Origin of the sequence: Actinomyces oris (genome assembly GCF_001553935.1) — a bacterium.
Classification (GTDB): Bacteria; Actinomycetota; Actinomycetes; order Actinomycetales; family Actinomycetaceae; genus Actinomyces; species Actinomyces oris_A.
Genome location: NZ_CP014232.1, coordinates 2,606,215 through 2,629,853, shown reverse-complemented (window position 1 = coordinate 2,629,853; position 23,639 = coordinate 2,606,215). Strand labels below are relative to the sequence as shown.

Sequence of the window (23,639 nt, the reverse complement as noted above, 5' to 3'; positions counted from 1 at the left end):
GGGCCAGAGCCTTACCGACCGTTGGCGAGTGGTCGGGCACAACTGGGTACCAACCGGTTACAAAATGATTACATTACCCGGTTGTCGCTCAGGAGAACAATGATCCGTCGGCAGGGGGCTCGAGTCCCAGGTGGCTGTAGGCAGCCGGCGTGGCGGCCCGCCCCCGCGGGGTGCGCACCACGAGCCCTTCGCGCACCAGGTAGGGCTCAGCCACGGTCTCCACCGTCTCGGGCTCCTCCCCCACGCTGACCGCCAGCGTCGTCAGTCCCACCGGGCCGCCACCGAACCGGGTGCACAGGGCCTCGAGCACCTGGCGGTCCAGACGATCCAGCCCGAGGGCGTCGACCTCGAAGACATCGAGGGCGCCGCGCGCCGCCGTCAGGTCCAGTCGTCCGGGCCGCCCGTGCACCTCCGCCCAGTCCTGGACGCGGCGCAGCAACCGGTTGGCGATACGGGGTGTGCCGCGCGAGCGTGAGGCCAGCTCCTTGGCGGCGTCCGCCTCCAGGCTCACCCCCAGCAGCCCTGCGCTGCGCGTGAGGATCCGGGTGAGCTCGCTCGGCCCGTAGTAGTCGAGGTGCCCGGTGAAGCCGAAGCGGTCCCGCAGCGGCGCGGGCAGCAGCCCCGCCCTCGTGGTGGCTCCGACGACGGTGAAGGGAGGCAGGGACAGGGGGATGGAGGTGGCGCCGGGTCCCTTTCCCACGACGATGTCGACGCGGAAGTCCTCCATCGCCAGGTAGAGCATCTCCTCGGCGGTGCGTGCCAGGCGGTGGATCTCATCGATGAACAGCACGTCCCCCTCCTCCAGGGAGGACAGGATGGCCGCGAGGTCTCCGGCGTGCTGGATGGCCGGCCCCGAGGTCAGGCGCAAGGAGCCGTCCACCTCGGCGGCGATGATCATGGCCAGGGTGGTCTTGCCCAGCCCGGGCGGCCCAGAGAGCAGTACGTGATCAGCCGTCACTCCACGGGCCAGGGCCGAGCGCAGCACCACCGAGAGCTGGCCTCGCACCACCTCCTGCCCGGTGAAGTCCTCCAGGCGCTTGGGCCGTAGAGCCGCCTCGGCGGCGCGCTCGGTGGCGTCGGCACCACCACCGACCAGGCGCTGCCCATCGAGCTCATCGGGCTCAGCCACGCTGCCCGCCCCCCAACCACCTCAAGGAGGCCCGCAGCAGGGCCGCCATGTCCAGCTCCTGCTCGGCCTCTGCGGCATCGGCCGTCACGGAGGTGACTGCCTGGCGCGCACTGGCCTCGTTCCAGCCGAGCTGCACTAGAGCGGCAACGACGTCGGCGTGCGGCTCGGGACCGCCGGCGGGCACCACTTCCATCCCCGGCGCTGTCTGTGCAGCTGTCCGCCCGGCCCCCAGATCGTCCCCGGTGACAGGGCCCAGCTTGTCGGCCACGTCCAGGATGACACGCTGAGCACCTTTGGGCCCGAGGCCAGGCACCCGCGTGAGGGCCGCGACGTCCTGGGAGGCGATGGCCCGCCTGAGCGCGTTGGGCGTGTGGACGGCCAGCATCGCCAGCGCCAGCTTGGCTCCGACCCCCTTGGCGCTCATCAGGGTGCGGAAGCTGTCCCTCTCATCGGTGTCGGCGAAGCCGAACAGCGTCAGCGAGTCCTCACGGACCACCATCTCGGTGTGGACAAGGGCCTCCTCACCGGCCCTGAGGCCGGACAGCGTGGTGGGCGTGGCCTGGATACTCATGCCGACGCCGCCCGTCTCGATGACGGCACTGGTGAGGCCGACACTGAGGACAGTGCCGCGCAGTGAGGCGATCATGGGCGACTCCTCCTGGAGTTCTCAATGGGTCGAGCGTCCTCAGGCCGACTCAACGAACGCCGACGGTGCTCGAACAGACGTTCGGATCCTAGCAGCCCGAGTTCAGCGCGCCCCTCAGCGCCGCACCCGGCGCGGGTCGACGGCACCGGTGCGCCGGGCTGCGGCCTGGGCGGCAGCCCACTGGCGCTGTGCCGGTGTGCGGGCCGAGACACGCACCGCTCCCCCGGCGGAGACCATCTCGGTGGCGTCGTCCGTCCCCGTTCCTCCCCCGCGCCAGCCGTGGCAGATCGCCTGGGCCAGAGCGTCGGCGGCGTCGGCCGGCCGGGGCGGGGCGTCGAGGCCGAGGATGCGGGTGACCATGGCCTGGACCTGAGCCTTGTCAGCCGTGCCCGAGCCGGTCACGGCGGCCTTGGCCTCACTGGGCGTGTGCTGAGCGACCTCCAGGCCCGCGCGCGCCGCCGTGGCCATGGCGGTCCCCATGACCTGGGCGACCCCGATGACCGAGCGCAGGTTGTCCTGCGCGAAGACCCGCTCGATGGAGACCACCGACGGGCCCAGGCGGGCGATCCAGTCCTCAATGGCCTCCGTGATGGTCAGCAGTCTCAGCTCGGGGCTCTGGGAAGGCGGCGTGCGAACCACGCCGACCTCCACCAGACGGACCCGACGGCGAGGGTCGACGTCCACGCATCCCAGACCGCAGCGGGTCAGTCCGGGATCGATTCCCAGGACCCGCTGCTGGGCGACGACGGCGCGGGCCGAACGCGGCCGGGGGCCGGCGAGGTCCAGGGGCTCAGTCCTCGTCGTCGGCGAACTCGGCGGCCACCTCTGGGCTGAGGTCCACAGAGGTGTAGACGTTCTGGACGTCGTCGGAATCCTCCAGGGCGTCGATGAGGCGGAAGACCTTGCGGGCTCCTTCGACATCGACCTCCACCTTGGTGCCGGCGACGAACTGGACCTCGGCGGAGTCATAGTCCATCCCTGCCTCCGTCAGGGCGGTACGCACGGCGACGATGTCACCGGGCTCGGAGTAGATCTCGAAGGACTCGCCCATGTCCTCGACCTCCTCGGCGCCGGCCTCCAGGACGGCCATGAGGATGGAGTCCTCGTCCACGCCGTCGGCCTTGGCGACCTCGACGACGCCCTTGCGGGTGAAGTTGTAGGCCACCGAACCGGGGTCGGCCAGGTTTCCGCCGTTGCGGGAGAAGGCCACGCGCACGTCGGAGGCGGCCCGGTTGCGGTTGTCGGTGAGGCACTCGACGAGGAAGGCGACCCCGCCGGGGCCGTAGCCCTCGTACATGATGGTCTGCCAGTCGGCGCCACCGGCCTCCTCGCCGCTGCCGCGCTTGACGGCGCGGGTGATGTTGTCCGCCGGCACCGAGTTCTTCTTGGCCTTCTGGATGGCGTCGAACAAAGTGGGGTTACCGGTGGGGTCACCACCGCCGGTGCGGGCGGCAACCTCGATGTTCTTGATGAGACGTGCGAAGAGCTTGCCGCGCTTGGCGTCGATGGCGGCCTTCTTGTGCTTGGTGGTGGCCCACTTGGAGTGACCCGACATAAGTGCTCCTTGGGAGTCGATACTGGGGGCGCTGCCGGACCTGCTCAGACCCGACGCGTCACCATGGAGACGAAGACGTCGTGGACCCGGTGGTCGCCTCCGACCTCCGGGTGGAAGGACGTGGCGAGCAGGGCCCCTTGACGAACCGCGACGATCCTACCGCCGTCGGCCCCACCGACCCCAGCCGCGCGTCCGGCGCGGGTCGTGGCGAGGATCTCGACGTCCGGGCCAACCTCCTCCACCCAAGGAGCCCGGATGAAGACGGCGCGCAGCGGTCGGTCCGGCCCCGCGCCGAGCGCCGGGGCGAGGAGGTCCTCCTCGTAGGAGTCCACCTGTCGGCCGAAGGCGTTGCGGCGCACGGTCATGTCGATGCCACCCAGGAAGGCCTGGCCCTCCTGAGCCCCCTCGACGCGATCGGCCAGCATAATCATCCCGGCGCAGGACCCGTAGGCGGGCAGGCCCGCGCCGATGAGCTCACGCAGGGGCGCGAGCATGTCGAAGGCGGCCAGCAGCGTGCTCATGGTGGTCGACTCCCCTCCGGGGATCACCAGGCCGTCGAGCCGGTGGCCGGGAGCCTCGCCCAGATCGGCGGCGCGGCGCACGACGACGGGTCGCGCTCCGGCCGCCTCGAGGGCCAAGGAGTGCTCGCGCACGTCACCCTGAAGGGCCAGGACCCCGATTGTGGGGCGGGAGTCGGGCGCTGCGAGCGCGGGGAAGAGCGCCCGGGGGTGGCGGGCGTCCATCGTGTGGGCCGGGCGGTGGGCGTGCCTCGGGTCGGTCATCGGGCTCCTTCAGGTGTTGGGGTCTCAGTGACGGGGAGAGGTGCTCGCGAGCTCGGCCAGGACCTCCTGGTCCACCGGATCGGTCAGGTCGAGGCGCCGACCGTTCCAGCCCGAGGCGAGATCCTCCACGATCTCAGGCAGGCGCACCGGGTAGATCTCCTGCCCCCGCTGGTGGGCGGCCTGCAGCTGCTCGGCACTCCACCACGAGATGGAGTCGACGACGTCGCGCTCCAGGCACGTCCATCCGTCCTTCCTGATCGGGCGTCGGGTCGGCAGGTGCAGGAGGAAGAAGATCTCGTCCTGTCGGCACGTGACCGAGGCGAAGCGGAAGATCGCCTCCCGGTGGGCGATGGGCCCCTCCAGGTCCTCCGGGGCGACCTTGATCCCGGACTCCTCAACCAGCTCGCGCACGGCGCCGGCACGGGGGTCCTCACCGCTGCGCAGCCCTCCTCCCGGGGTGAAGACCCAGTTGTGATCCGGGTCCGCGGCGTCGTGCCCCACCAACAGCAGTACCTCGCCGTCCTGGGTCACGGCCAGGACCCGGGCGGCCGTCCTGAAGGGCAGACCGTCCTCCCCCAGGCTCCACTCGGCGGCGTCGAGGTGCTGGTCCCAGTCCTCGGGGACCAGCACCGGGTGGCGTCCGTCAACCAGGGGGCCGGTCACCAGCCGCGTTCCGCCAGGCGGTGGGGCTCGGGGATCTCGTCGACGTTGATCCCCACCATTGCCTCGCCCAGTCCGCGCGAGACCTCGGCGATGACGTCGGGGTCGTCGAACTGCGCGGTGGCGCGCACGATGGCGGCGGCCCGCTTGGCGGGCTCACCGGACTTGAAGATGCCCGAGCCCACGAAGACGCCCTCGGCGCCCATCTGCATCATCATGGCGGCGTCGGCCGGGGTGGCGATGCCGCCGGCGGTGAACAGCACGACCGGCAGGTGACCGGTGCGGGCGACCTCGGCGACGAGCTCGTAGGGGGCGGCGAGCTCCTTGGCGGCCAGGTAGAGCTCGTCCTCGGGCAGCGAACTCAGACGACGGATCTCGTCGCGGATCGTGCGCATGTGGGTCACAGCGTTGGAGACGTCCCCGGTTCCGGCCTCTCCCTTGGAGCGGATCATGGCCGCACCCTCGGTGATGCGGCGCAGCGCCTCACCGAGGTTGGTGGCCCCGCACACGAAAGGAACGGTGAAGGACTGCTTGTCGATGTGGTGGGTGTAGTCGGCCGGGGTGAGGACCTCGGACTCATCGATGTAGTCCACGCCGAGGCTCTGGAGGACCTGGGCCTCCACGAAGTGGCCGATACGGGCCTTGGCCATGACCGGGATGGAGACCGCCTCGATGATACCGGTGATGAGGTCGGGGTCGCTCATGCGGGCAACGCCGCCCTGGGCTCGGATGTCGGCAGGGACGCGCTCGAGCGCCATGACGGCGACGGCTCCTGCGTCCTGGGCAATACGGGCCTGCTCAGGCGTGACGACGTCCATGATGACGCCGCCCTTGAGCATGTCCGCCATGCCGCGTTTAACGGTGAGGGTGCCGGTGCTGGGAGTGGTCTGCTCTGTATTCAATCGTGGTCCTCCGGCCGTGAGCCGTGACCGCCGCACAGGGCGACGGCAACGTCTCCATGAAAATACTGACGCCACGCATGCTACCCCGCGCCTCCGTAACAGTCCCCGATACTCACGCAGCGAGACCTGAACCGTCGCAGGATATCCGGCTACTGCCGTCTTCTAGCCGGCCCCGAGGAAGGACCGCCGCGCCGAGCTGACCCGGTCGAGCAGCTCGGTCTCCTTGACGGACAGCTCGCCCTGAACATGACTGTCCACCGCCTGCTGGCGTAGCTGGGCCAGTTCCGCAGCACCTTTCTGGAAGGTGTTCATGGCCGCCGAGGCCTGCAGCCCCCTGGCGGCGGCCCACCGCTTGCCCGACCGGCGCCCAGCACCGGTGGTGAGCATCTGGATTTCGGCCGGGGAGAACCAGCCGGCGCGGGCGTAGTCCTCCAGCCCGCGACGCATCGACCGGCGCTCACTCCAACGCAGCCACGAGACCAGCCCGGCGCACAGAGCGTAGAACGGAACCTGAAACAGCAGATACACCCCGAGGTTTGAGGCGATGAACCCGTTCCAGGTCGCATGAAGCACGATCGCGCCGACCAGGCCCACAGGCGCCATCCACGCCCAGGCGTACTGAGACCGCCGGCGGGAGGAGAAGCCAATGGCGACCCCGGTGCAGGCGGTGAAGGTCAGGTGAGCGAACGGGGACAGGACCCCTCGTGTAACAAAAATGGTCCCGACGTGCTCCCATCCCTGAACGAAGTAGAGAATGTTCTCAACGAAGGCGAAACCTGAGGCGGTGAACGCCGCATACACGACCCCATCGATCGTGCCATTGATCGTGCGGCGCCAGATGAGGAAGACGAACAGGACGCCCAGTCCCTTGGTCAGCTCCTCCACCAGAGGTGCCGAAATCACCGCGGCGGCGCCCAGATCCCCCATGGCCTCAGTAATGACCTGAGCCACCCAGTTATTGACCACCAAGGAGCACAGGGTGGACACGCTCGTCCCCCACAGGAATGCCACCAGGAGCGTGACCACCGTGAACACACCGGGAGGCCTGGGCTCCCAGCGGACGTACCAGAACACTCCCGCGAGCAGCATCGTGGCCACCAGCACCCCGCCTAGCGGGATGAGCGCGAGCAGAAATGACGGAAGCACGACCGGCCCGAAGTCGTCCTGAAGGCCCGCGAAGTAAAACAGGGTGTACAGGGAGAAGACAACGATCGCGGTGAGCATGACGATCGCCCCGACCTTCGCCGGAATACCAGGTGGGATGAGGGAGGCCACCTGCCCGTGCTGCTGCCAGCCATCCTCAGGATCCGTGGCCCGCGAGGGAGGCGTGCCCTGAGTGTCACGATGAACCTGATACCGCTGCCCGACTGCGGGAAGGGGGCCGGAGTCGGCTGGGGTCTGCGGAAGGGCGCTGGAGCGCCGGTATCCGGGGCGGGGGGCCCAGGGACTGGGGGGCATGCTCATGGAATCACCTCGGTTGCACCTCGTCGTCGCGCTCGGGCGGCGCTTCAGGGGTGGTGTCGTCGTCGGCGTCGAAGGTCTGGGGCATGGGCGCGTGCCCAGCCAGGTGACACATCCGCACGAGTAGGCGTCCCCTGAGCGCCTGGGCCTCGCTGACGTGGGTGTTGTGGAACCTGCGCGCCAGGACCAGGCGGGAGCAGGCCCGGTCCAGGCGGTTGAGCGCGGGCAGGCTCAGCGGGTCGGCGGACAGCTCGCGGCGCGTGGGCTCGCTGACCACCGTCCGCAGGACCCTGCTGAGATCGGACTCGATGAGGGCCCGACTGCGGGTGGTTGGCGCCGAGAGCGCTGCACCACCTGAGGCAGGGTGAGAAGCGGGGCTGCCCTCAAGAGGCATGGAGGTGTCCAGACCGTCGTCGACGACACGCCCCTCGGCATCCAGTGCCTCGCGAGCGGCCCGGCTGAGCAGGAGGCCGGAGGCCGGATCCAGGGCGGGGACAGTGGCCAGCTCCGCCGCGGCCTCGGCCCGGTACACGAGTTGGGCCTCAAGCGTGGCTCGAGCTCCCAGCACCTGCCGGTGCAGCCGGTCCACCCGCACTGCCCTGGCGTACAGGGCCCACCCGGCGGCCACCGCCAGCCCGACCAGCAGCACAACGATGCTCCATATCGGCACCGTCGTCACACCGGACCCAGTGGAGGACAGCGCCGGTAGAACCGTGGTCGAACCGGCGGGGACATCGACGAGCCGCGTCATGGCCGTCGTCATGGTTGCTGCCATGGTCGGTTCCTCATCACTCCTGAGCTCGGCTGCTAGTCGTCCAGGGCATCGCGCAACCGGCCCAGCATGGTGCGCGAACCGGGGGCGGGCTCGATCCGGGTATGGGCGGTGGACAGAGCCATGTCGTAGACGTCAAGGACCTCATCGGTGACCGCGGACCAGTCGTAGCGGCCCACCACGCGGGAGGCCGCCTGGACGCGGGCCTGGGCGGCGGTGGCGTCCTGCAGGGTGTCGATGATGACTCGGGCCAGGTCGCCGCCGTCCTCATTGCGGAACAGCGCCCCGTAGCGGCCCTCACCGAGCACGTCCGAGAAGGCCTTGAGGTCGGAGGCAATGACCCGGGTCCCTGCGGCCATGGCCTCCACCAGGACGATGCCGAAGGACTCTCCCCCGGTCTGCGGGGCCACGTAGCAGCTGGCCGAGGCCAGCATGGCGGCCTTGTCCTCATCGCTGACACCCCCCAGGAAGACCACGGAGTCGCCGAAGCGGGCCAACTCCTCACGGATCTCCTGGGCCTGCCCGCGCCCTGCGATGAGGAAGCGCGCCCTGGGCACCGACTCCAGCACCGTCGGGATGGCATCGGCCAGGACCCGCAGTCCCTTGCGGGGCTCGTCCAGGCGCCCCAAAAAGGAGATGGTGGGGGCCTCGTCCGTGCCCAGGAAGCGGGGGTCGTCCTTGGGCGCGTTGGCGAAGGGCCCGACATTGACGCCGTTGGGAATGACGACGGCGTCGCCGCCGTGGTACTGGATGAGGGTGCGGCGGGCCTCCTCCGAGACGGCGATGCGCGCCGAGAGCTTCTCCATGAGCGGCACCGTCGCCGGGCTCAGCAGCTCACGGGCCAGCGAGCGGTCCATGGCGGCGTGGAAGGTGCCCACAACCGGTCCGGTGGCGGCCTGCAGGGCCAGCATCCCGACGCTGGGAGTGATGGGCTCATGGATGTGCAGGATGTCGAAGTCTCCGGCATCCAGCCAGCGCCGGGCCCGCCTGGCCACGAGGGCCCCGAAGTTGAGCCGTGCCACCGAGCCGTTGTAAGGAATGGCGATGGAGTCACCGGCACTGGTGACCCAGTCGGGAAGCTCGGTGTCCTGAGAGGCCGGCGCGAGGACCTGCACCTCGTGACCACGGCGGAAGAGCTCACCGGCCAGGTCCATGACGTGGACCTGGACGCCTCCGTGAGCATCGAAGGAGTAGGGGCAGACGATACCGATCCTCATGCGTTCTCCTCGTGGGCGACCTGCTGGTCGCGGGCGTGGCTGCGCGCCAAACGCTCCTGGTCCAGGTCGGCGTCGAAGACGGGCTGGAGCATGTGCCAGTCCTCGGCGTGCTCGGCGAGCAAGGGGTCGAGCGCGGCCACCCAGGCGCGCGTGTGCGCCACGACCTGCTCGCGTCCTTCCATCTGCTGGGGCGCCGGAACCCTGCGGGCGGTCAGCACGAGTCCCCAGGACGATCCGGCCCGACGGCGCCGCTGTCCGGTGAGCGGCTCGTAGTGGATCGAGGCGGCGTACAGGGGGCGTCCCAGGCGCTGGGCGATCGCCGCGGGGCCGGCGGCCACCCGTGCCGTGGCACCGCCCAGCGGCGCCGTGATGCCAGCGGACGACAGGTCCCGATCGGCCAGGAGTGCGACGACGTAGTGCCCCTGGCTCGCTGCCTCAAGGAGGCGGTCGAAGACCTTCTCCCCGTGGGCCTGACCGATGATGCGCATGCCCAGCAACTGGCGGAAGGAGACGAACTGCTCGAAGAGGTCCTCGGGCTCCAGGCGCTCGGCGACGGTCAGGACGGTGGCGAGCTCACGGCAGGCCCAGGCTCCGATGAGGTCCCAGTTGCCCATGTGCGGCAGGGCCATGACGACGCTGCCGGCGCGCACGTCCTCGTGCAGCTGGGGGTCGATGTCGGTGCGCACGCGCGCCAGGATCTGGTCCGGTGTGATCCCGGGCAGGGCGAAGGCCTCGTAGAAGTATCGCATGTAGGAGCGCATGCCGGCTCGGGTGGCGCGGCGCAGCGCGCGCGGTGGTGTTCCCGCCGGGAGGATGCGTGCCAGGTTGCGCTCGAGCTGCCCCACCCCGGTGGCGGAGCGCCGCAGGCGTTGCCAGGCCCACAGCACGTCGGCCACGGTGTGCGCCAGGCCGTAGCCCACCGGCGCGGGCAAGTGGCGGGTTCCACGCCAGGCCAGGCGGTAGGCGTCGGAGACGGAGGGCAGGCGCATCCTCATGCCTTCTCACCCTCCTGCCGGACCTGCTGGGAGACGGTGAACACGCGTTGGATCAGGGTGATGAAGGAGGCGATTGCCACGTAGAGGAGCCCGACGGTGAGTACCCACTGGGGCGCCCCGAGACCCACGATGAAGGTGGCGCCGAGCGCGACCAGGAGCCGGTCGGTGCGCTCGGCGATCCCGACAGAGGCGGCGGCGCCGATGGCCTCGGCCCGCGCCCGGGCGTAGGGAACAGTGGCCGCCATGACGACGGCGACCAGGGCAGCCGCGACGGTCACGGTGCGCAGCGCGCCGACGGGCATGGACAGGGCCGCCCAGGCCGCGAGGGATCCCAGAACGGCCCCGTCGGCGAGGCGGTCCATGGTCGAGTCCAGGAAGGCCCCGAAGACCGAGCTCTTGCCAGTGGCCCGGGCCAGAATGCCGTCGAAGGAGTCGGCCACCAGCACCACGAGCAGAACGAGGGGCCCGACCACGAAGTGCCCTCTCGGCAGCAGGGTGACCGCCGCTGTCACGGACAGGACCGTTCCGGTGACGGTGAGCATGTTGGGAGTCACCCCGAGCCGCCCGAGCGCGAGGGCGGGGCGGGTGAACAGAGCCTTAGTCAGGCCGCGGCCGTGGTTGCCGAGCATGAGGTCCTTAGGTCTGGGGTGGAGCAGTCGGAGAGACGCTCTGTGATGACATGGGATGGATCGGGACGGACGGGAACACCCTCAGCCTGCCGGAGCACGTCAAGAAGGGCCAGGGGGATCAGTCCCCGCTCTGCCCGGCCCGGGTGGCCCAGGCGGCGGCGAGCATGTCCCGCTGCTCCCCGAGCAGCTGGGGCACGGGCTTGGTCCGACCGATGATGGGCATGAAGTTCGCGTCCCCCTTCCAGCGCGGCACGATGTGCTGGTGGAGGTGGGCGGCGATCCCTGCACCGGCGACCTCGCCCTGGTTCATCCCCAGGTTGAACCCGTGGGGGCGGCTCACCGAGCGCACGACGCTCATGGCCGTGGCGGTCAGCTCACCGATCTCCTGGCGCTCGGCCGGGGTGGCCTCGGTCCAGTCCGAGATGTGCCGGTAGGGGCACACCAGCAGGTGACCGGTGTTGTACGGGTACAGGTTCATGATGACGTAGCTGGTCTGGCCCCGGTGGACGATGAGGGACTCCTCGTCACCGCGTTGCGGCCCGGTGCAGAACGGGCACTGTGCGGGGGTGTCATCGGAGGGCTTGTTCTGCCCCCGATGTAGACCATGCGGTGCGGAGTCCACAGCCGCTGAAAGGCCTGCGGAGCGCCCTCGTGGTAGAAGGGAGCCTCCACCTCGACGTCGTCACCGCCCCCGGGGGCGCTGATCGTCTCTCCGGTCACTTCCTCAGTCACTGTGCAGCTTCTCCCCCGCCGGGTCGTTGATACGGGCGTCGATGACGCTGACGATGTGGGCCACGGCCTCCTTGACGGGCACGCCGTTGGTCTGCTGGCCGTCCCGGAACCGGAAGGAGACGGCGCCGGCCTCGGCGTCCTCTCCCCCGGCGATGAGGGTGAAGGGGATCTTGTCCTTGGAGGCGTTGCGGATCTTCTTGCCGAAGCGGTCGTCGGAGTGGTCCACCTCGACGCGCACCCCCTGGGCGCGCAGCTGGGCGGCGACGTCATCGACGTAGGCGTCGAAGGCCTCGGCCACGGGGATGAGCCGGACCTGCACCGGGGAGAGCCAGGCGGGGAAGGCGCCCGCGTAGTGCTCGGTGAGGACCCCGATGAAGCGCTCCACGCTGCCCAGCTTGGCCGAGTGGATCATGATGGGGCGCTGGTGGGTGCCGTCAGCGGCCGTGTACTCCAGGTCGAAGCGCTCGGGCTGGTTGAAGTCGTACTGGATGGTGGACATCTGCCAGGTCCGGCCGATGGCGTCCTTGACCTGGACCGAGACTTTGGGGCCGTAGAAGGCGGCGCCACCCGGGTCGGGAACGACCTCCAGCCCGGAGGCGTCACAGGCGTCCTGGAGGGCCTGTGTGGCGGCGGTCCAGTCGGCGTCGGATCCGATGAACTTGTCCTTCTTGGCGCCGTCCTCGTCGCGGGTGGACAGCTCGAGGTAGAAGTCGGTCAGTCCGAAGGCCTTGAGGATGGACAGGAAGAAGTCGATCTGGGCGCGGATCTCCTCGCCGGCCTGCTCCGGGGTGCAGTAGGTGTGGGAGTCGTCCTGGGTGAAGCCGCGCATGCGGGTGAGCCCGTGGACGACACCGGACTTCTCGTAGCGGTAGTCGTGGCCCATCTCGAAGAAGCGCAACGGCAGCTCGCGGTAGGAGCGTCCGCGGGAGCGGAAGATGAGGTTGTGCATCGGGCAGTTCATGGCCTTGAGGTAGTACTCCTGGCCGGCCTTGGTGATGTTGCCCTCGGCGTCGCGCTCCTCGTCGGCGAGCATGGGCGGGAACATGGTGTCGGCGTAGTAGGGCAGGTGCCCGGAGGTGTGGAAGAGCCCGCCCTTGGAGATCTCGGGGGTGTGGACGAAGTCGAAGCCGTAGTCCTGGTGGCGGTCGACGACGTACTGCTCGATCTGGTGGCGCAGCATGGCGCCCTTGGGGTGGAAGACCACCAGGCCGGGGCCGATCTCCTCGGGGAAGGAATAGAGGTCGAGCTCGGCGCCGAGCTTGCGGTGGTCGCGCTTGGCGGCCTCGGCCAGGCGGGTCTGGTAGGCCTTGAGATCGTCCTTGGTGGCCCAGGCGGTGCCGTAGATCCGCTGGAGGGAGTCGCCGGACTGGTCGCCCTTCCAGTAGGCCGACGAGGACTTGGTCAGCGCGAAGCCCTGCCCGATGAGGCGGGTCGAGGGCAGGTGGGGGCCGCGGCACAGGTCGGTCCAGGCGACGGTGCCGTCGCGTCGGACGTTGTCGTACATGGTCAGCCCGCCGGCGCCGACCTCGACCGAGGCGCCCTCGGCGCCCGCTCCCTTGGTGGTGATGAGCTCGAGCTTGTAGGGCTGGTCGGCCAGCTCCTCACGCCCCTGGTCCTCGGTGATGTCGCGGCGCACGAAGCGCTGCCCCTCCTTGACGATCCGCTTCATGCGCTTCTCGATCTCGCGCAGCATCTCGGGGGTGACGGCGTCGATGGCGCCGAAGTCGTAGTAGAAGCCGTCGGTGATGAAGGGGCCGATGCCGAGGTTGACGTCCGGGAACATCTCCTGGACGGCCTGCGCCATGACGTGGGTGGCGCTGTGGCGCAGGATGTTGAGGCCGTCCTCGCTGGCCAGGGTGATGGGCTCGACGACGGCGCCCGCCGGGACCTGGCGCTCCAGATCCCAGGGCTCGCCGTTGACGCGCATCGCGACGACACCGTCCTTCTTGACGGCGTCCTGCAGGAGGAGCGCCCCCGTGCTGCCCGCCTCAATGGTGCGGGGCGCGCCGTCGAGGGTGATCTCAATCATGAGCTGGTCTGACACGGGTTCGTCTCCTCTGCTGCATCGGTGCGGGGCGCTGTACTGGTGCACCCCGGTTCGGCCGCGAGTCTACGTCGTGGTCGCGCGGGCTCAGTCCTCCCGTGAGCCACGCCGCGCGCGCAGTGCGTCACGCAGGCGCTTGGCGGCGGACATCCCGGAGTAGATGACGCGGGAAACCGGAACGTCCCAGGCCCCGTCCACCTCGGTGACGTGCTGGGCGTAGCGCTTCTTGTACTGGCCCACCGTGTAGAGCGAGGGGACGCGGGTGGAGCCGGCGCCCATGAGGTCCAGGCCGCGGTAGCCCTCCTGCGCCAGGGTGCAGGCGGCCCACCAGTCCAGGGCCTCGGCCCCGCGGAAGGTGCGCGACTCGTTGGAGGAGGCGCCGTAGTAGGCCACGGCATCCTTGCCCGAGGTGAGGATGAGGTCCCAGGCGTGGGGGATGCCGTCCTTGCGCAGGACGAACAGGCGGGCGTTCTTCTCCCCCAGGGAGGTGAGCATGGTCCAGTAGACCTCGGCGTCGTGGGGCTTGAAGCCGTCGCGCTCGGCGGTCTCGCGCAGGACCTCATAGACCTGGTCGAACTCCTCGCGGCTCAGGCCGGTCTCGTCGCTGATGGTGCAGCCGGCCTCCCGGGCGACGCGCTCGGCGCGCTTGACCGCGCGGCGCCCGTCCTTGGGCATGACCGCCGCGATCTTCTCCGGTGTCTTGGGCACCAGGTCGATGACGTAGGTGCGGTCGTAGGTGATGGTGGACAGCAGCTCTCGCAGGTCGGCAGCGCGGTAGCGGGCGTGCATGCGGATGAAGCGCACGGAGCGGTCGCGCTCCTTGACCACGGAGCGCAGCAGGCGCCGCAGGTGGGCCTCGCGCTCGGGTGACTGCTCCTTGAGCCAGACCGGGCCGTGCTTGGCCCACAGGAAGGTCTGGCCGCCCATCTCGTAGCGGTACAGGGCGATGGCGGCCACGGGCTTGCCCTCGTCCTCATAGAGGTAGCGACCCCACAGGGGGCGGCCCATGGCCTCCTCGAAGCGCTCCCAGGCCTCGGTCTGCTCAACCGGGAAGTGGCTGTTGCCCACGGCCAGGCGCATCTCGCGCCCGTCGACCCGACGCAGGGTCTCGGAGCGGTCCGGGGTGGAGTGCACCGGCTCGGGGTGCGTGAGCCGAGGCGCCTTGGGCTTGTCAGCCTTGTCAGCCCTAGCGGGCTGGGCGGGTTTGTCGGTCGGGTCGCCCTTCTGCTCGGGCTGCTTGGGCTGTTCGGGCTCGCCGCCCTTGCGCCCCTTGTTCTTGGGCTGAGTCGCCTGAGCGTTCTCGGGGGCCGGCGCACCGGCCTCGACCTTGGCGTCAGGGGTGGAGTCAGTCATGGAGTCAGTCGCGGAATCAGTCGTGGCGTCGGGGGTGATGCTGTCGGGCATGTTCTCGTTCTCGGGCATTCAGCGGGACCTGTCGACTCGTTGCGGATAGTTGCGGGCGAACTTGCGGTAGTGGTTGAGGCGCTGGAGCTCGATCGTCACGCGACGGCGCAGCGAGCGCTCGGCCGGGTCGCGCAGCGGGTCGACGCCCCGCCCCAGGCCCTTGGCCTTGCGGCGCAGCGCCTCGTCGGACACGTAGCGTGCGATGACGCCGTCGGGAACCAGGGAGTAGAGGACCTGCCGGGTGACCTCGATGGGCTCGTCGCGCTGGTCCAGGACCAGGTCCTTGAGCATGACGGCCATGGGGTTGGCGCCGGCGGCGGTGAGGTAGAAGGAGTTGCGGCCGATACGGGGGTTGACCTCGAAGAAGAGCTCCCGTCCGTCGCGGGGGTCGACCTTGATGTCGAGGTTGGCGAAGCCGCGGTAGCCGGCGTGGCGCAGCAGGCGTCCAGTGGCCTCCCACAGGTCGGGGAAGGCCTCGGTGATCATGGCGACCGGGTTGCCGATCATGGTGGGCGCGTGGTCCTGCAGCAGGACACGCGCCGAGCCGATGAGGCGCAGCTCACCGGTGGAGTCCATGTAGGCGGTCACCGAGCGCATGGCGGTGTCGTCACCGGGGATGCACTCCTGAACCAGGAAGGTGGAGCGGTAGCCGGCCTCCTTCAGGCTCCTCCACATGCCTGCCAGCTCGGCGGCGTCGTCGATGAACCAGATCTTGCGCTTGCCGGGGAAGGAGATGCGGTCGTAGTCAGCGCCGATGGCCGCCTTGGCCACGAGCGGGAACTCCATGCCGAGCTCGTCGGCGCTGGTAGGCGGCACGCAGTCGGGGTCGGCGAGGTCGACGACGACCTCCCGGGGCGTGAGCACCCCGACCTCTGCGCACAGACGGGAGAAGGAGGCCTTGTCGCTGACGGCGTCGAGAACGTCGATGTCCGGGAAGGGCAGGACATAGGTGGGCTCGAGCTCGCTGCGGTGGGCCGAGATCATGGCGGCCGCGGCGTCGGTGTTGGCCATGAGCACAGCGCTGCGGGGCCCTCGGCCCTGGGCCAGCTTTCGCAGCAGCGCGATGGTCCGCTCCGGCGGGGCCCCGGCCTCCTGATGGACCACGGTGATGTAGGCCGACTCGGAGATCGCGACGATCGGATCTGAGGCCACAACCGTCACCGACGTGCCGGTGACCTCATGAAGCTGCCGAGCCAGGGCGTAGGCGCCGATATCACCGCCGAGGACCACGGGCAGCAGGTGCCTGAAGCGTTGCGTCATAACCATCCGTTTCTTGCCGCAGGGGCCAACTCCTCCCCAGATGGTAGAGCACGCCGGGACGCCCCGTTCCCGACCGCTCCAGGAACATCACGATCCAGACACGGGACCGTCCCCGACCGTCTCCGCCCCACCCCCTCAATCCATCGTGATTCCGCGCGATAGTCCGCACCTCAACGACAACATCGCGGCCTGACGGTGACACATGCCACCCAGCGCGAGACCACCCGCCCGGAGAAAGACAAGAGCCCGGAGCGCTGGGCTCCGGGCTCGATCCAACCGTTGGTTCTGGTGGGCGATACTGGGATCGAACCAGTGACCTCTTCCGTGTCAGGGAAGCGCGCTCCCGCTGCGCCAATCGCCCGAGCGGATGACGGGACTCGAACCCGCGACCCTCACCTTGGCAAGGTGATGCTCTACCAACTGAGCCACATCCGCGTGACACCCTTGTGGGGTGCGGGAAGAAAGTTAGCAGAGGTACCCCTCGGAGGCAAAACCCAGTCGAGCCCGTGTCCTCATGAGGTGTCTCACGCCCCGCCGACCCGCCTCGATCACCGGGCAGCACCCGGGGATGTGCCAGAAGACGCTCCGACGTGACATGTCTTTCTCCCACTCTCCTGCCTTCGCACCTCAGTCGTGGCAGGGTAGTCCCCATGACCACGCCGACAACACCGACGCCTCAGGCCGCACCGGAACCTCAGGAGGGCCCCCAGCGCCAGATCTGGCCGGGCCACCCCTACCCACTCGGGGCGACCTATGACGGCTCGGGAACGAACTTCGCCCTGTACTCCTCGGCCGCCACCGGTGTCGACCTGTGCCTGTTCGACGACGAGGGCCATGAGGAGCGGGTGGCCCTCAAGGAGGTCGACGGCGACGTCTGGCACGTCTACCTGCCCGGGATCTCTCCGGGCCAGAAGTACGGCTACCGGGTGGCAGGCCCCTACGACCCGGCATCGGGTCATCGTTGCGACCCCTCCAAGCTGCTGCTGGACCCCTACGCCAAGGCGATCGACGGCGAGGTGACCCCGTCCCAGACGCTGTACTCCTACTCCTTCGACAACCCGGAGGTGCGCAACGAGGAGGACTCGGCGGGACACACCATGCGCTCAGTGGTCATCAACCCCTACTTCGACTGGGGCCATGACCGTCCCCCGAACCACGAGTACCACGAGACGATCATCTACGAGGCCCACGTCAAGGGCATGACCAAGCTGCACCCGATGGTTCCCGAGGACCTGCGGGGCACCTACGCCGGTCTGGCACAGCCCGCCGTCATCGACCACCTCAAGAACCTGGGTGCGACGGCCATCGAGCTCATGCCGGTCCATCAGTTCGTCAACGACACCCACCTGCAGGAGAAGGGCCTGTCGAACTACTGGGGCTACAACACGATCGGATTCTTCGCCCCGCACAACACCTACGCCGCCTACGGCACCAAGGGTGAGCAGGTCCAGGAGTTCAAGTCCATGGTCAAGGCCTTCCACGAGGCCGACATCGAGGTCATCCTGGACGTGGTCTACAACCACACGGCCGAGGGCAACCACCTGGGCCCCACGCTGTCCTTCCGAGGCATCGACAACAGCTCCTACTACCGCCTCGTCGATGGCTCGGCCAGCCACTACTTCGACACCACCGGTACCGGCAACTCGCTGCTCATGCGCTCGCCGGCGGTCCTCCAGCTCATCATGGACTCGCTGCGCTACTGGGTCACCGAGGTGCACGTCGACGGGTTCCGCTTCGACCTGGCCTCCACTCTGGCGCGCCAGTTCCACGAGGTGGACAAGCTCAGCGCCTTCTTCGACATCATCCACCAAGACCCGGTGCTCTCCCAGGTCAAGCTCATCGCCGAGCCCTGGGACGTGGGCGACGACGGCTACAACGTGGGCGGCTTCCCGGCCCTGTGGAGCGAGTGGAACGGCAAGTACCGCGACACCGTGCGCGACTTCTGGCGCGGGGAGCCCTCCACCCTGGGCGAGTTCGCCTCCCGTATCACCGGCTCCTCCGACCTCTACCAGCATGCCGGGCGCACCCCGGTGGCCAGCATCAACTTCGTCACCGCCCACGACGGCTTCACGCTGCGTGACCTGGTCTCCTACAACGAGAAGCACAACGAGGCCAACCTCGAGGGCAACGCAGACGGGGACAACAACAACCGGTCCTGGAACTGCGGCGCCGAGGGGCCCACCGACGATCCGACGATCACCGAGCTGCGTCAGCGCCAGACCCGCAACTTCCTGGCCACTGTCCTGTTCAGTCAGGGCGTGCCCATGATCTGCCACGGCGACGAGATGGGACGCACCCAGGGGGGCAACAACAACGTCTACTGCCAGGACAACGAGATCTCCTGGGTCAACTGGGATCTCAGTGAGCAGGACAACGACCTGCTGGAGTTCACCCGCACCATGATGTGGCTGCGTCGCGACCACCCGGTGCTGCGGCGTCGGCGCTTCTTCACCGGGGATGCCCGCCACGGCGGGGAGAGCGAGCTCGGCGAGATCGAGTGGCTCACTCCGGCCGGTGAGTCCATGACCGACCAGGACTGGACCACCTGGTACGCCCGGGCCATGATGGTCTTCCTCAACGGGGAGGCGATCGCCGAGCCCGATGAGCGGGGCCAGAGGATCGTGGACGACTCCTTCCTCGTACTCATCAACGCCTCCGACGAGGACATCACCTTCACCCTGCCCGGAGAGGGCTACGCCCCCACCTGGAAGGTTGCGCTGGACACGGCTCCCGCAGTGGACGGGGACTCCGACCCGGTTCTCGCTGCTGACGACACCGTCGTGGTCGAGGCCCGCTCCATGCTCTTCCTCATCGACGCCCCCGAGTCCGCCGCCACCACGGAGCGCCACCCGAGGTAGGGGCTCTCCGCGGCCCTCCGGCGCACCACCGAACGCACATCACCCATCAAGCAGCACCACCCGACGCAGACCAGACGAGCTTCAGGAAGTGACATGACCGACGCAGTGGACGCAGCAGTGGATCAGGCAGGTTCGGCGGGTTTTGCGGAGACACCCGCCTACGCACCGTGGTCGGGGCACGTGCCGGCTCCGGAGCACCGCACGCCGGTGACCACCTACCGTCTCCAGCTCGGCGAGGACCTGACCTTCGCAGACGCCAAGGCCCTGGTCCCCTATCTGGCCGACCTGGGGGTCACCGACCTCTACCTCTCCCCGATCCTCACCGCCGCACCGGGCTCCACCCACGGCTACGACGTCGTCGATCACCGCCGGGTCTCGGCCATCATGGGCGGAAGGGAGCAGCTGGAGTCCCTGGCCGCTGAGGCCGACGCCCACGGCATGGGCGTCGTGGTGGACATCGTTCCCAACCACATGGCCGTGCCCACCCCCGGCTGGCACAACCTGCCCCTGTGGTCGGTACTGCGTGAGGGTCCGGACTCCCCCTACGCCGCCTGGTTCGATCTCTCCCTGGACGAGCCCATCCTCATGCCGATCCTGGGCAAGCGCATCGGCGCCGTCCTGGCCGATGAGGAGCTCACCCTGGAGCAGATGGTGGTTCCGGGTCAGGAGGACCTGGGCGAGCAGTGGGTCCTGCGCTACTACGACCACGCCTTCCCCGTCGCCCAGGGCACAGAGTCGCTGCCGATGCACGTCCTCGTCGACCGCCAGCACTACCGGCTGGCCTACTGGAAGGTCGGCGACGAGGAGATCAACTACCGGAGGTTCTTCGACGTCGGCACCCTGGCCGCAATCCGCGTCGAGGAGCCCGACGTCTTCACCGGAAGCCACGGCCTCATCCTCGACCTCATGAGAGACGGAGTCATCAACGCCCTGCGGGTCGACCACCCCGACGGCCTGGCCGACCCCGGCGGCTACCTCACTCAGCTGGCCGAGGCCACCAGCGGGGCCTGGATCGCTGCGGAAAAGATTCTGGCGCCCGACGAGTCCCTGCCCACCTCCTGGCCGGTGGCCGGAACCACCGGCTACGACGCCGCCTGGCGGATCGACCAGCTCCAGGTGGACCCCGCCGGCGCGGCCCGCCTGGGCGCGCTCATGCAGGAGCTCACCGGGGACGCTCCGGTGGACTACGACCGCATCGTCGAGGAGGCCAAGCGAGAGGTCATCGCCGGCTCACTGGCAGCCGAAGTCGACCGTCTGGCCCGCATCTTGGACTGCCTGACCTCACAGGACGTGCGCCTGCGTGACCACACCCTGCGCGACCTGCGGGCCTGCGTCGTCGAGCTGCTCGTGGCCGCAGACCAGTACCGGGTCTATGTCGTTCCCGGCACAGCTCCCGGCCCGGAGACGGCCGCCGTGCTCCAGGCCGACGCCGAGCGGGCCCGTCAGCGCCTTGAGCCGGACCAGGGAGAGACCCTCGACCTCGTGGTCGCCATCCTCCTGGGTGAGCCGGTCGGCTCCGAGGGACTGTCGGAGTCCCCCGAGCGAGCCGAGGCCATCATCCGTTTCCAGCAGGTGTGCGGGGCCGTCACCGCCAAGGGAGTGGAGGACACGGCCTTCTATCGCTGGACCCACCTGACCAGTCTCACCGAGGTCGGCGGCAACCCGGCCGGCTTCGCGCTGAGTGCCGACGAGGCCCACGCGTGGGCCGACCGGGTCCAGAACATCTGGCCCGACACGATGGTCACCTCCACCACCCACGACACCAAGCGCGGTGAGGACGTGCGCGCCCGCCTGGACGTGCTGGCCTCCTACGCCGAGGAGTGGAGCGACCTCATCCATCGTCTGCGCGCCATGACCGCGCAGGTCCGCCCCCTGGACCTCGACGGGCGCAGCGAGAACCTGCTGTGGCAGACCCTGTGGGGGACCTGGGCGCCCGACAGCGACGACCCCATGACCTCCGAGCGGCTGAGCGCCTATCTCATCAAGGCCTCCCGGGAGCAGAAGATCTGGACCACCTGGACCGCCCCGGACCTGGCTCGGGAGCAGGCCCTGACCGACTACGCCACCCATCTGCTCACCAGCGAGGAGGTCCGCGACGAGCTCGAGGCCTTCGCGGCCCTGACGGCCAGGTCCGTGCGCACCGCGATCCTCGCCGGCAAGGCGCTGTCGCTGACCTGGATGGGGGTCAGCGACATCTACCAGGGCAGCGAGACCACCCGCACCTCACTGGTGGACCCCGACAACCGTCGCGCGGTCGACTACGCCGGGCCCTCGGGTCTCATCAGCGCCCTGGAGCGCCTCGACTCCGGAGCCGCACCGCGCAGCCTGGATGAGGACAAGCTCTTCCTCACCTCACGCCTGGCGCGTCTGCGCGCCGCTCGCCCCCACACCTTCGTCGGTCCCCGCTCGGGCTACCGCACGATCCCGGTGACCACCTCCTTCGCCTTCGCCTACACCCGCCTGCTCGACGAGGTCCCCGACGTCGTCGTCATCGTCAGGCGCCTGTCCCGGCGGCTCGAGCAGCTGGGGGGATGGCGTGAGGAGAGCATCGTCCTGCCGGATGGGACCTGGGAGCACGTCCTGCGCACCGGCACCGTGGAGGGAGGCAGCCAGCCTCTGACCGAGGTGGTCGGGGACGATGCTGTCGTCGTCCTGGCCAGGGTCGTCTCCCCCGACTCCCAGACCGACGCGGAGCACGCCGCCCAGCACACCACCCAGGAGGCCGCCCGATGAGCCCGGCATCCCGGACCTGGCAGTCACCGGCCCTGCCTGTGGGCCCCCGCGTTCCCGTATGGGCCCCCACGGCGAGGCGGGTCGAGCTGCACCTGCCCGGCGATGAGGGACTGGATGACCGGCTGGTCGACATGGTCCCGGCCCCCGGCGGCTGGTGGGCCGCCCCCTTCGACCTGGAGCCTGGCACCGACTACGCCTTCCGGGTCGACGGTTCCCCCGACCGCCCCGACCCCCGCAGTGCCCTGCAGCCCCATGGCGTCCATGGCCCCTCTCGAACTACGGATCCGAGCGCCTGGCAGTGGACCGACCAGGACTGGATGGGCAAGGACCTGCTCGGCTCAGTCATCTACGAGCTCCACGTGGGCACGTTCACCCCCGAGGGCACCCTGGACAGCGCCATCTCCCGGCTGGGCCACCTGGCTGAGCTGGGCGTCGATATCGTCGAGCTCATGCCGCTGGCAGCCTTCCCCGGCCGAGCCGGATGGGGTTACGACGGGGTGGGCCTGTGGGCCGTCCACGAGGCATACGGGGGCCCCGAGGCCCTGATGCGCTTCGTCGACGCCGCCCACCGCGCCGGTATCGGCGTGTGCCTCGACGTCGTCTACAACCACCTGGGCCCGTCGGGCAACTATCTCAGCGTCTTCGGCCCCTACTTCACTCCCGCCCATCACACGCCCTGGGGTGAGGCCGTCAACTATGACCACGACGGCAGTCATCAGGTGCGTGCCTTCGTCATCGACTCGGCCCTGCGCTGGCTGCGGGACTTCCACGTCGACGCCCTGCGCCTGGACGCCATTCATGAGATCAAGGATGACGCCGCAGCCGCTGACCCACCGCAGGCTCACGTCCTGGCCGAGCTCTCCGACGCCGTGGCCGCCCTGTCCGCCGAGCTGGGCCGCCCCCTGAGCCTGGTGGCCGAGGCAGACCTCAACGATGTCGGAGTCATCACCCCCACCGACCAGGAGCCCCCCGCCGCGACACCCAGCCTGGGTATGACCGCTCAGTGGGCCGACGACGTCCACCATGCCCTGCACGCACGGATCACCGGCGAGGCGCAGGCCTACTACGCCGACTTCGCCGAGCCCGGGGCGTGGACCAAGGCCTACAGCAGCGCCTTCCTCCACAACGGCATCTGGTCCACTTTCCGGGACCGGGTCTGGGGCGCCCCCGTCCCCGAGGACACCGACCCCAGGCGCTTCGTCGTCTTCGGCTCCAACCACGACCAGATCGGCAACCGAGCCGTCGGGGACCGCCCCTCGGCCGGTCTCGACGACGCCGCCCTGGCCGCCACTGCCGCCCTGGTGCTCCTGTCGCCCTACACGCCCATGCTCTTCATGGGCGAGGAGTGGGGAACCCGTACTCCCTTCCAGTTCTTCACCGACCACGAGGAGGAGGACCTGGCCCGCAGCGTCAGCCAGGGGCGCGCCCGGGAGTTCGCCGGCTTCGGCTGGGACGCCGACGAAATCCCCGACCCCCAGGACGCCGGGACCGTCGAGACCTCACGCCTGGACTGGTCCGAGCTGGACAAGACCGAACACGCCCACATGCTGTCCTGGTACCGGGCACTGACCGCCCTACGCCGCGAGCTGGGATGGTCCCAGCGCACCGCGTGGCCGCAGATCGATGAGGCCGACGATGTTGTCACCGTGACCTACGAGGACATCGTCGTCGTCACCAACCTCTCCGGGAGGCCACGGCCCGCTGCCGAGCTGAGCGAGGTGCTCCTGTCCTGGGACCCCGTCGGCTCCGCCCCGTCCTGCCTGCCGGCCGGACAGACGCTCATCGCCCGACGCTGACCAGTCCCACCAGGCGGCTTCCCTGGCCGACCAGATGCCGGCGAACCGGAAGCGGCCGATGCAC

At 69.3% G+C, this 23,639-nt stretch carries 18 protein-coding genes, 2 tRNA genes and 1 pseudogene; 3 read left to right on the top strand and 18 right to left on the bottom strand.

What is annotated here, in order from left to right; translation table 11 throughout:
• Nucleotides 1–88 precede the first annotated feature (88 nt).
• From ruvB to AXE84_RS10525, 18 genes and pseudogenes are all read right to left on the bottom strand, one after another.
• Complete coding sequence (gene ruvB, locus AXE84_RS10610; RefSeq protein ID WP_060957846.1) at nt 89–1,129, bottom strand: Holliday junction branch migration DNA helicase RuvB; 1,041 nt, start codon at nt 1,127–1,129, stop codon at nt 89–91.
• A complete protein-coding gene (gene ruvA / locus AXE84_RS10605) occupies nt 1,122–1,775 on the bottom strand; it encodes a Holliday junction branch migration protein RuvA (protein WP_060957845.1) in 654 nt (217 codons plus the stop codon). The genes ruvB and ruvA overlap by 8 nt, the downstream gene beginning before the upstream one ends.
• A 114-nt stretch (nt 1,776–1,889) precedes the next feature.
• The gene (locus AXE84_RS10600) at nt 1,890–2,459 is read right to left on the bottom strand and encodes a crossover junction endodeoxyribonuclease RuvC (RefSeq protein WP_060957844.1); all 570 of its coding nucleotides are present in this window, start codon (nt 2,457–2,459) and stop codon (nt 1,890–1,892) included.
• A gap of 106 nt (nt 2,460–2,565) precedes the next feature.
• Nucleotides 2,566–3,330, bottom strand: coding sequence for a YebC/PmpR family DNA-binding transcriptional regulator (locus AXE84_RS10595; RefSeq protein ID WP_060957843.1), 765 nt, complete (start codon nt 3,328–3,330; stop codon nt 2,566–2,568).
• 44 nt (nt 3,331–3,374) lie between these two features.
• Nucleotides 3,375–4,112: a pyridoxal 5'-phosphate synthase glutaminase subunit PdxT gene (gene pdxT / locus AXE84_RS10590; protein ID WP_060957842.1), complete on the bottom strand. Its 738-nt coding sequence runs from the start codon at nt 4,110–4,112 to the stop codon at nt 3,375–3,377.
• A gap of 24 nt (nt 4,113–4,136) precedes the next feature.
• Complete coding sequence (locus tag AXE84_RS10585) at nt 4,137–4,775, bottom strand: NUDIX hydrolase (RefSeq protein WP_060957841.1); 639 nt, start codon at nt 4,773–4,775, stop codon at nt 4,137–4,139.
• On the bottom strand, nt 4,772–5,674 hold the full coding sequence (gene pdxS / locus AXE84_RS10580; RefSeq protein ID WP_081093158.1) for a pyridoxal 5'-phosphate synthase lyase subunit PdxS: 903 nt from the start codon (nt 5,672–5,674) through the stop codon (nt 4,772–4,774). The genes AXE84_RS10585 and pdxS overlap by 4 nt, the downstream gene beginning before the upstream one ends.
• Before the next feature lie 162 nt (nt 5,675–5,836).
• Nucleotides 5,837–7,138, bottom strand: coding sequence for a PrsW family intramembrane metalloprotease (locus AXE84_RS10575; RefSeq protein ID WP_060957840.1), 1,302 nt, complete (start codon nt 7,136–7,138; stop codon nt 5,837–5,839).
• A gap of 4 nt (nt 7,139–7,142) precedes the next feature.
• Nucleotides 7,143–7,910 carry a hypothetical protein gene (locus AXE84_RS10570; RefSeq protein WP_081093157.1) on the bottom strand — a complete coding sequence of 256 codons (768 nt, stop codon included), beginning with the start codon at nt 7,908–7,910 and terminating at the stop codon, nt 7,143–7,145.
• 32 nt (nt 7,911–7,942) lie between these two features.
• Nucleotides 7,943–9,124, bottom strand: a complete 1,182-nt coding sequence (locus AXE84_RS10565) for a glycosyltransferase family 4 protein (protein ID WP_060957839.1) — start codon at nt 9,122–9,124, stop codon at nt 7,943–7,945.
• The gene (locus AXE84_RS10560) at nt 9,121–10,119 is read right to left on the bottom strand and encodes a phosphatidylinositol mannoside acyltransferase (protein ID WP_060957838.1); all 999 of its coding nucleotides are present in this window, start codon (nt 10,117–10,119) and stop codon (nt 9,121–9,123) included. The genes AXE84_RS10565 and AXE84_RS10560 overlap by 4 nt, the downstream gene beginning before the upstream one ends.
• A complete protein-coding gene (pgsA, locus tag AXE84_RS10555) occupies nt 10,116–10,748 on the bottom strand; it encodes a phosphatidylinositol phosphate synthase (RefSeq protein WP_060957837.1) in 633 nt (210 codons plus the stop codon). Before pgsA ends, AXE84_RS10560 begins: the two co-directional genes overlap by 4 nt.
• 118 nt (nt 10,749–10,866) lie before the next feature.
• A pseudogene (locus tag AXE84_RS10550) lies at nt 10,867–11,480 on the bottom strand (HIT family protein).
• Nucleotides 11,473–13,524, bottom strand: a complete 2,052-nt coding sequence (gene thrS / locus AXE84_RS10545) for a threonine--tRNA ligase (RefSeq protein ID WP_208854555.1) — start codon at nt 13,522–13,524, stop codon at nt 11,473–11,475. Before thrS ends, AXE84_RS10550 begins: the two are co-directional and overlap by 8 nt.
• An 87-nt stretch (nt 13,525–13,611) precedes the next feature.
• On the bottom strand, nt 13,612–14,946 hold the full coding sequence (locus tag AXE84_RS10540) for a peptidoglycan bridge formation glycyltransferase FemA/FemB family protein (RefSeq protein WP_060957836.1): 1,335 nt from the start codon (nt 14,944–14,946) through the stop codon (nt 13,612–13,614).
• Nucleotides 14,947–16,188: a carboxylate--amine ligase gene (locus tag AXE84_RS10535; protein ID WP_081093156.1), complete on the bottom strand. Its 1,242-nt coding sequence runs from the start codon at nt 16,186–16,188 to the stop codon at nt 14,947–14,949.
• Between the two features lie 286 nt (nt 16,189–16,474).
• Nucleotides 16,475–16,549, bottom strand: a tRNA-Val gene (locus tag AXE84_RS10530).
• 1 nt (nt 16,550) lies between these two features.
• Nucleotides 16,551–16,623, bottom strand: a tRNA-Gly gene (locus AXE84_RS10525).
• A 215-nt stretch (nt 16,624–16,838) separates the two neighbouring features.
• Between AXE84_RS10525 and glgX the strand changes: the two genes are divergently transcribed.
• The 3 genes from glgX (at nt 16,839) to treZ (ending at nt 23,575) form a co-directional block, all read left to right on the top strand.
• Nucleotides 16,839–19,046 carry a glycogen debranching protein GlgX gene (gene glgX, locus AXE84_RS10520; protein WP_060957834.1) on the top strand — a complete coding sequence of 736 codons (2,208 nt, stop codon included), beginning with the start codon at nt 16,839–16,841 and terminating at the stop codon, nt 19,044–19,046.
• Between the two features lie 93 nt (nt 19,047–19,139).
• A complete protein-coding gene (gene treY / locus AXE84_RS10515; protein ID WP_081093155.1) occupies nt 19,140–21,779 on the top strand; it encodes a malto-oligosyltrehalose synthase in 2,640 nt (879 codons plus the stop codon).
• Nucleotides 21,776–23,575, top strand: a complete 1,800-nt coding sequence (treZ, locus tag AXE84_RS10510) for a malto-oligosyltrehalose trehalohydrolase (protein ID WP_060957833.1) — start codon at nt 21,776–21,778, stop codon at nt 23,573–23,575. The genes treY and treZ overlap by 4 nt, the downstream gene beginning before the upstream one ends.
• Nucleotides 23,576–23,639 lie beyond the last annotated feature (64 nt).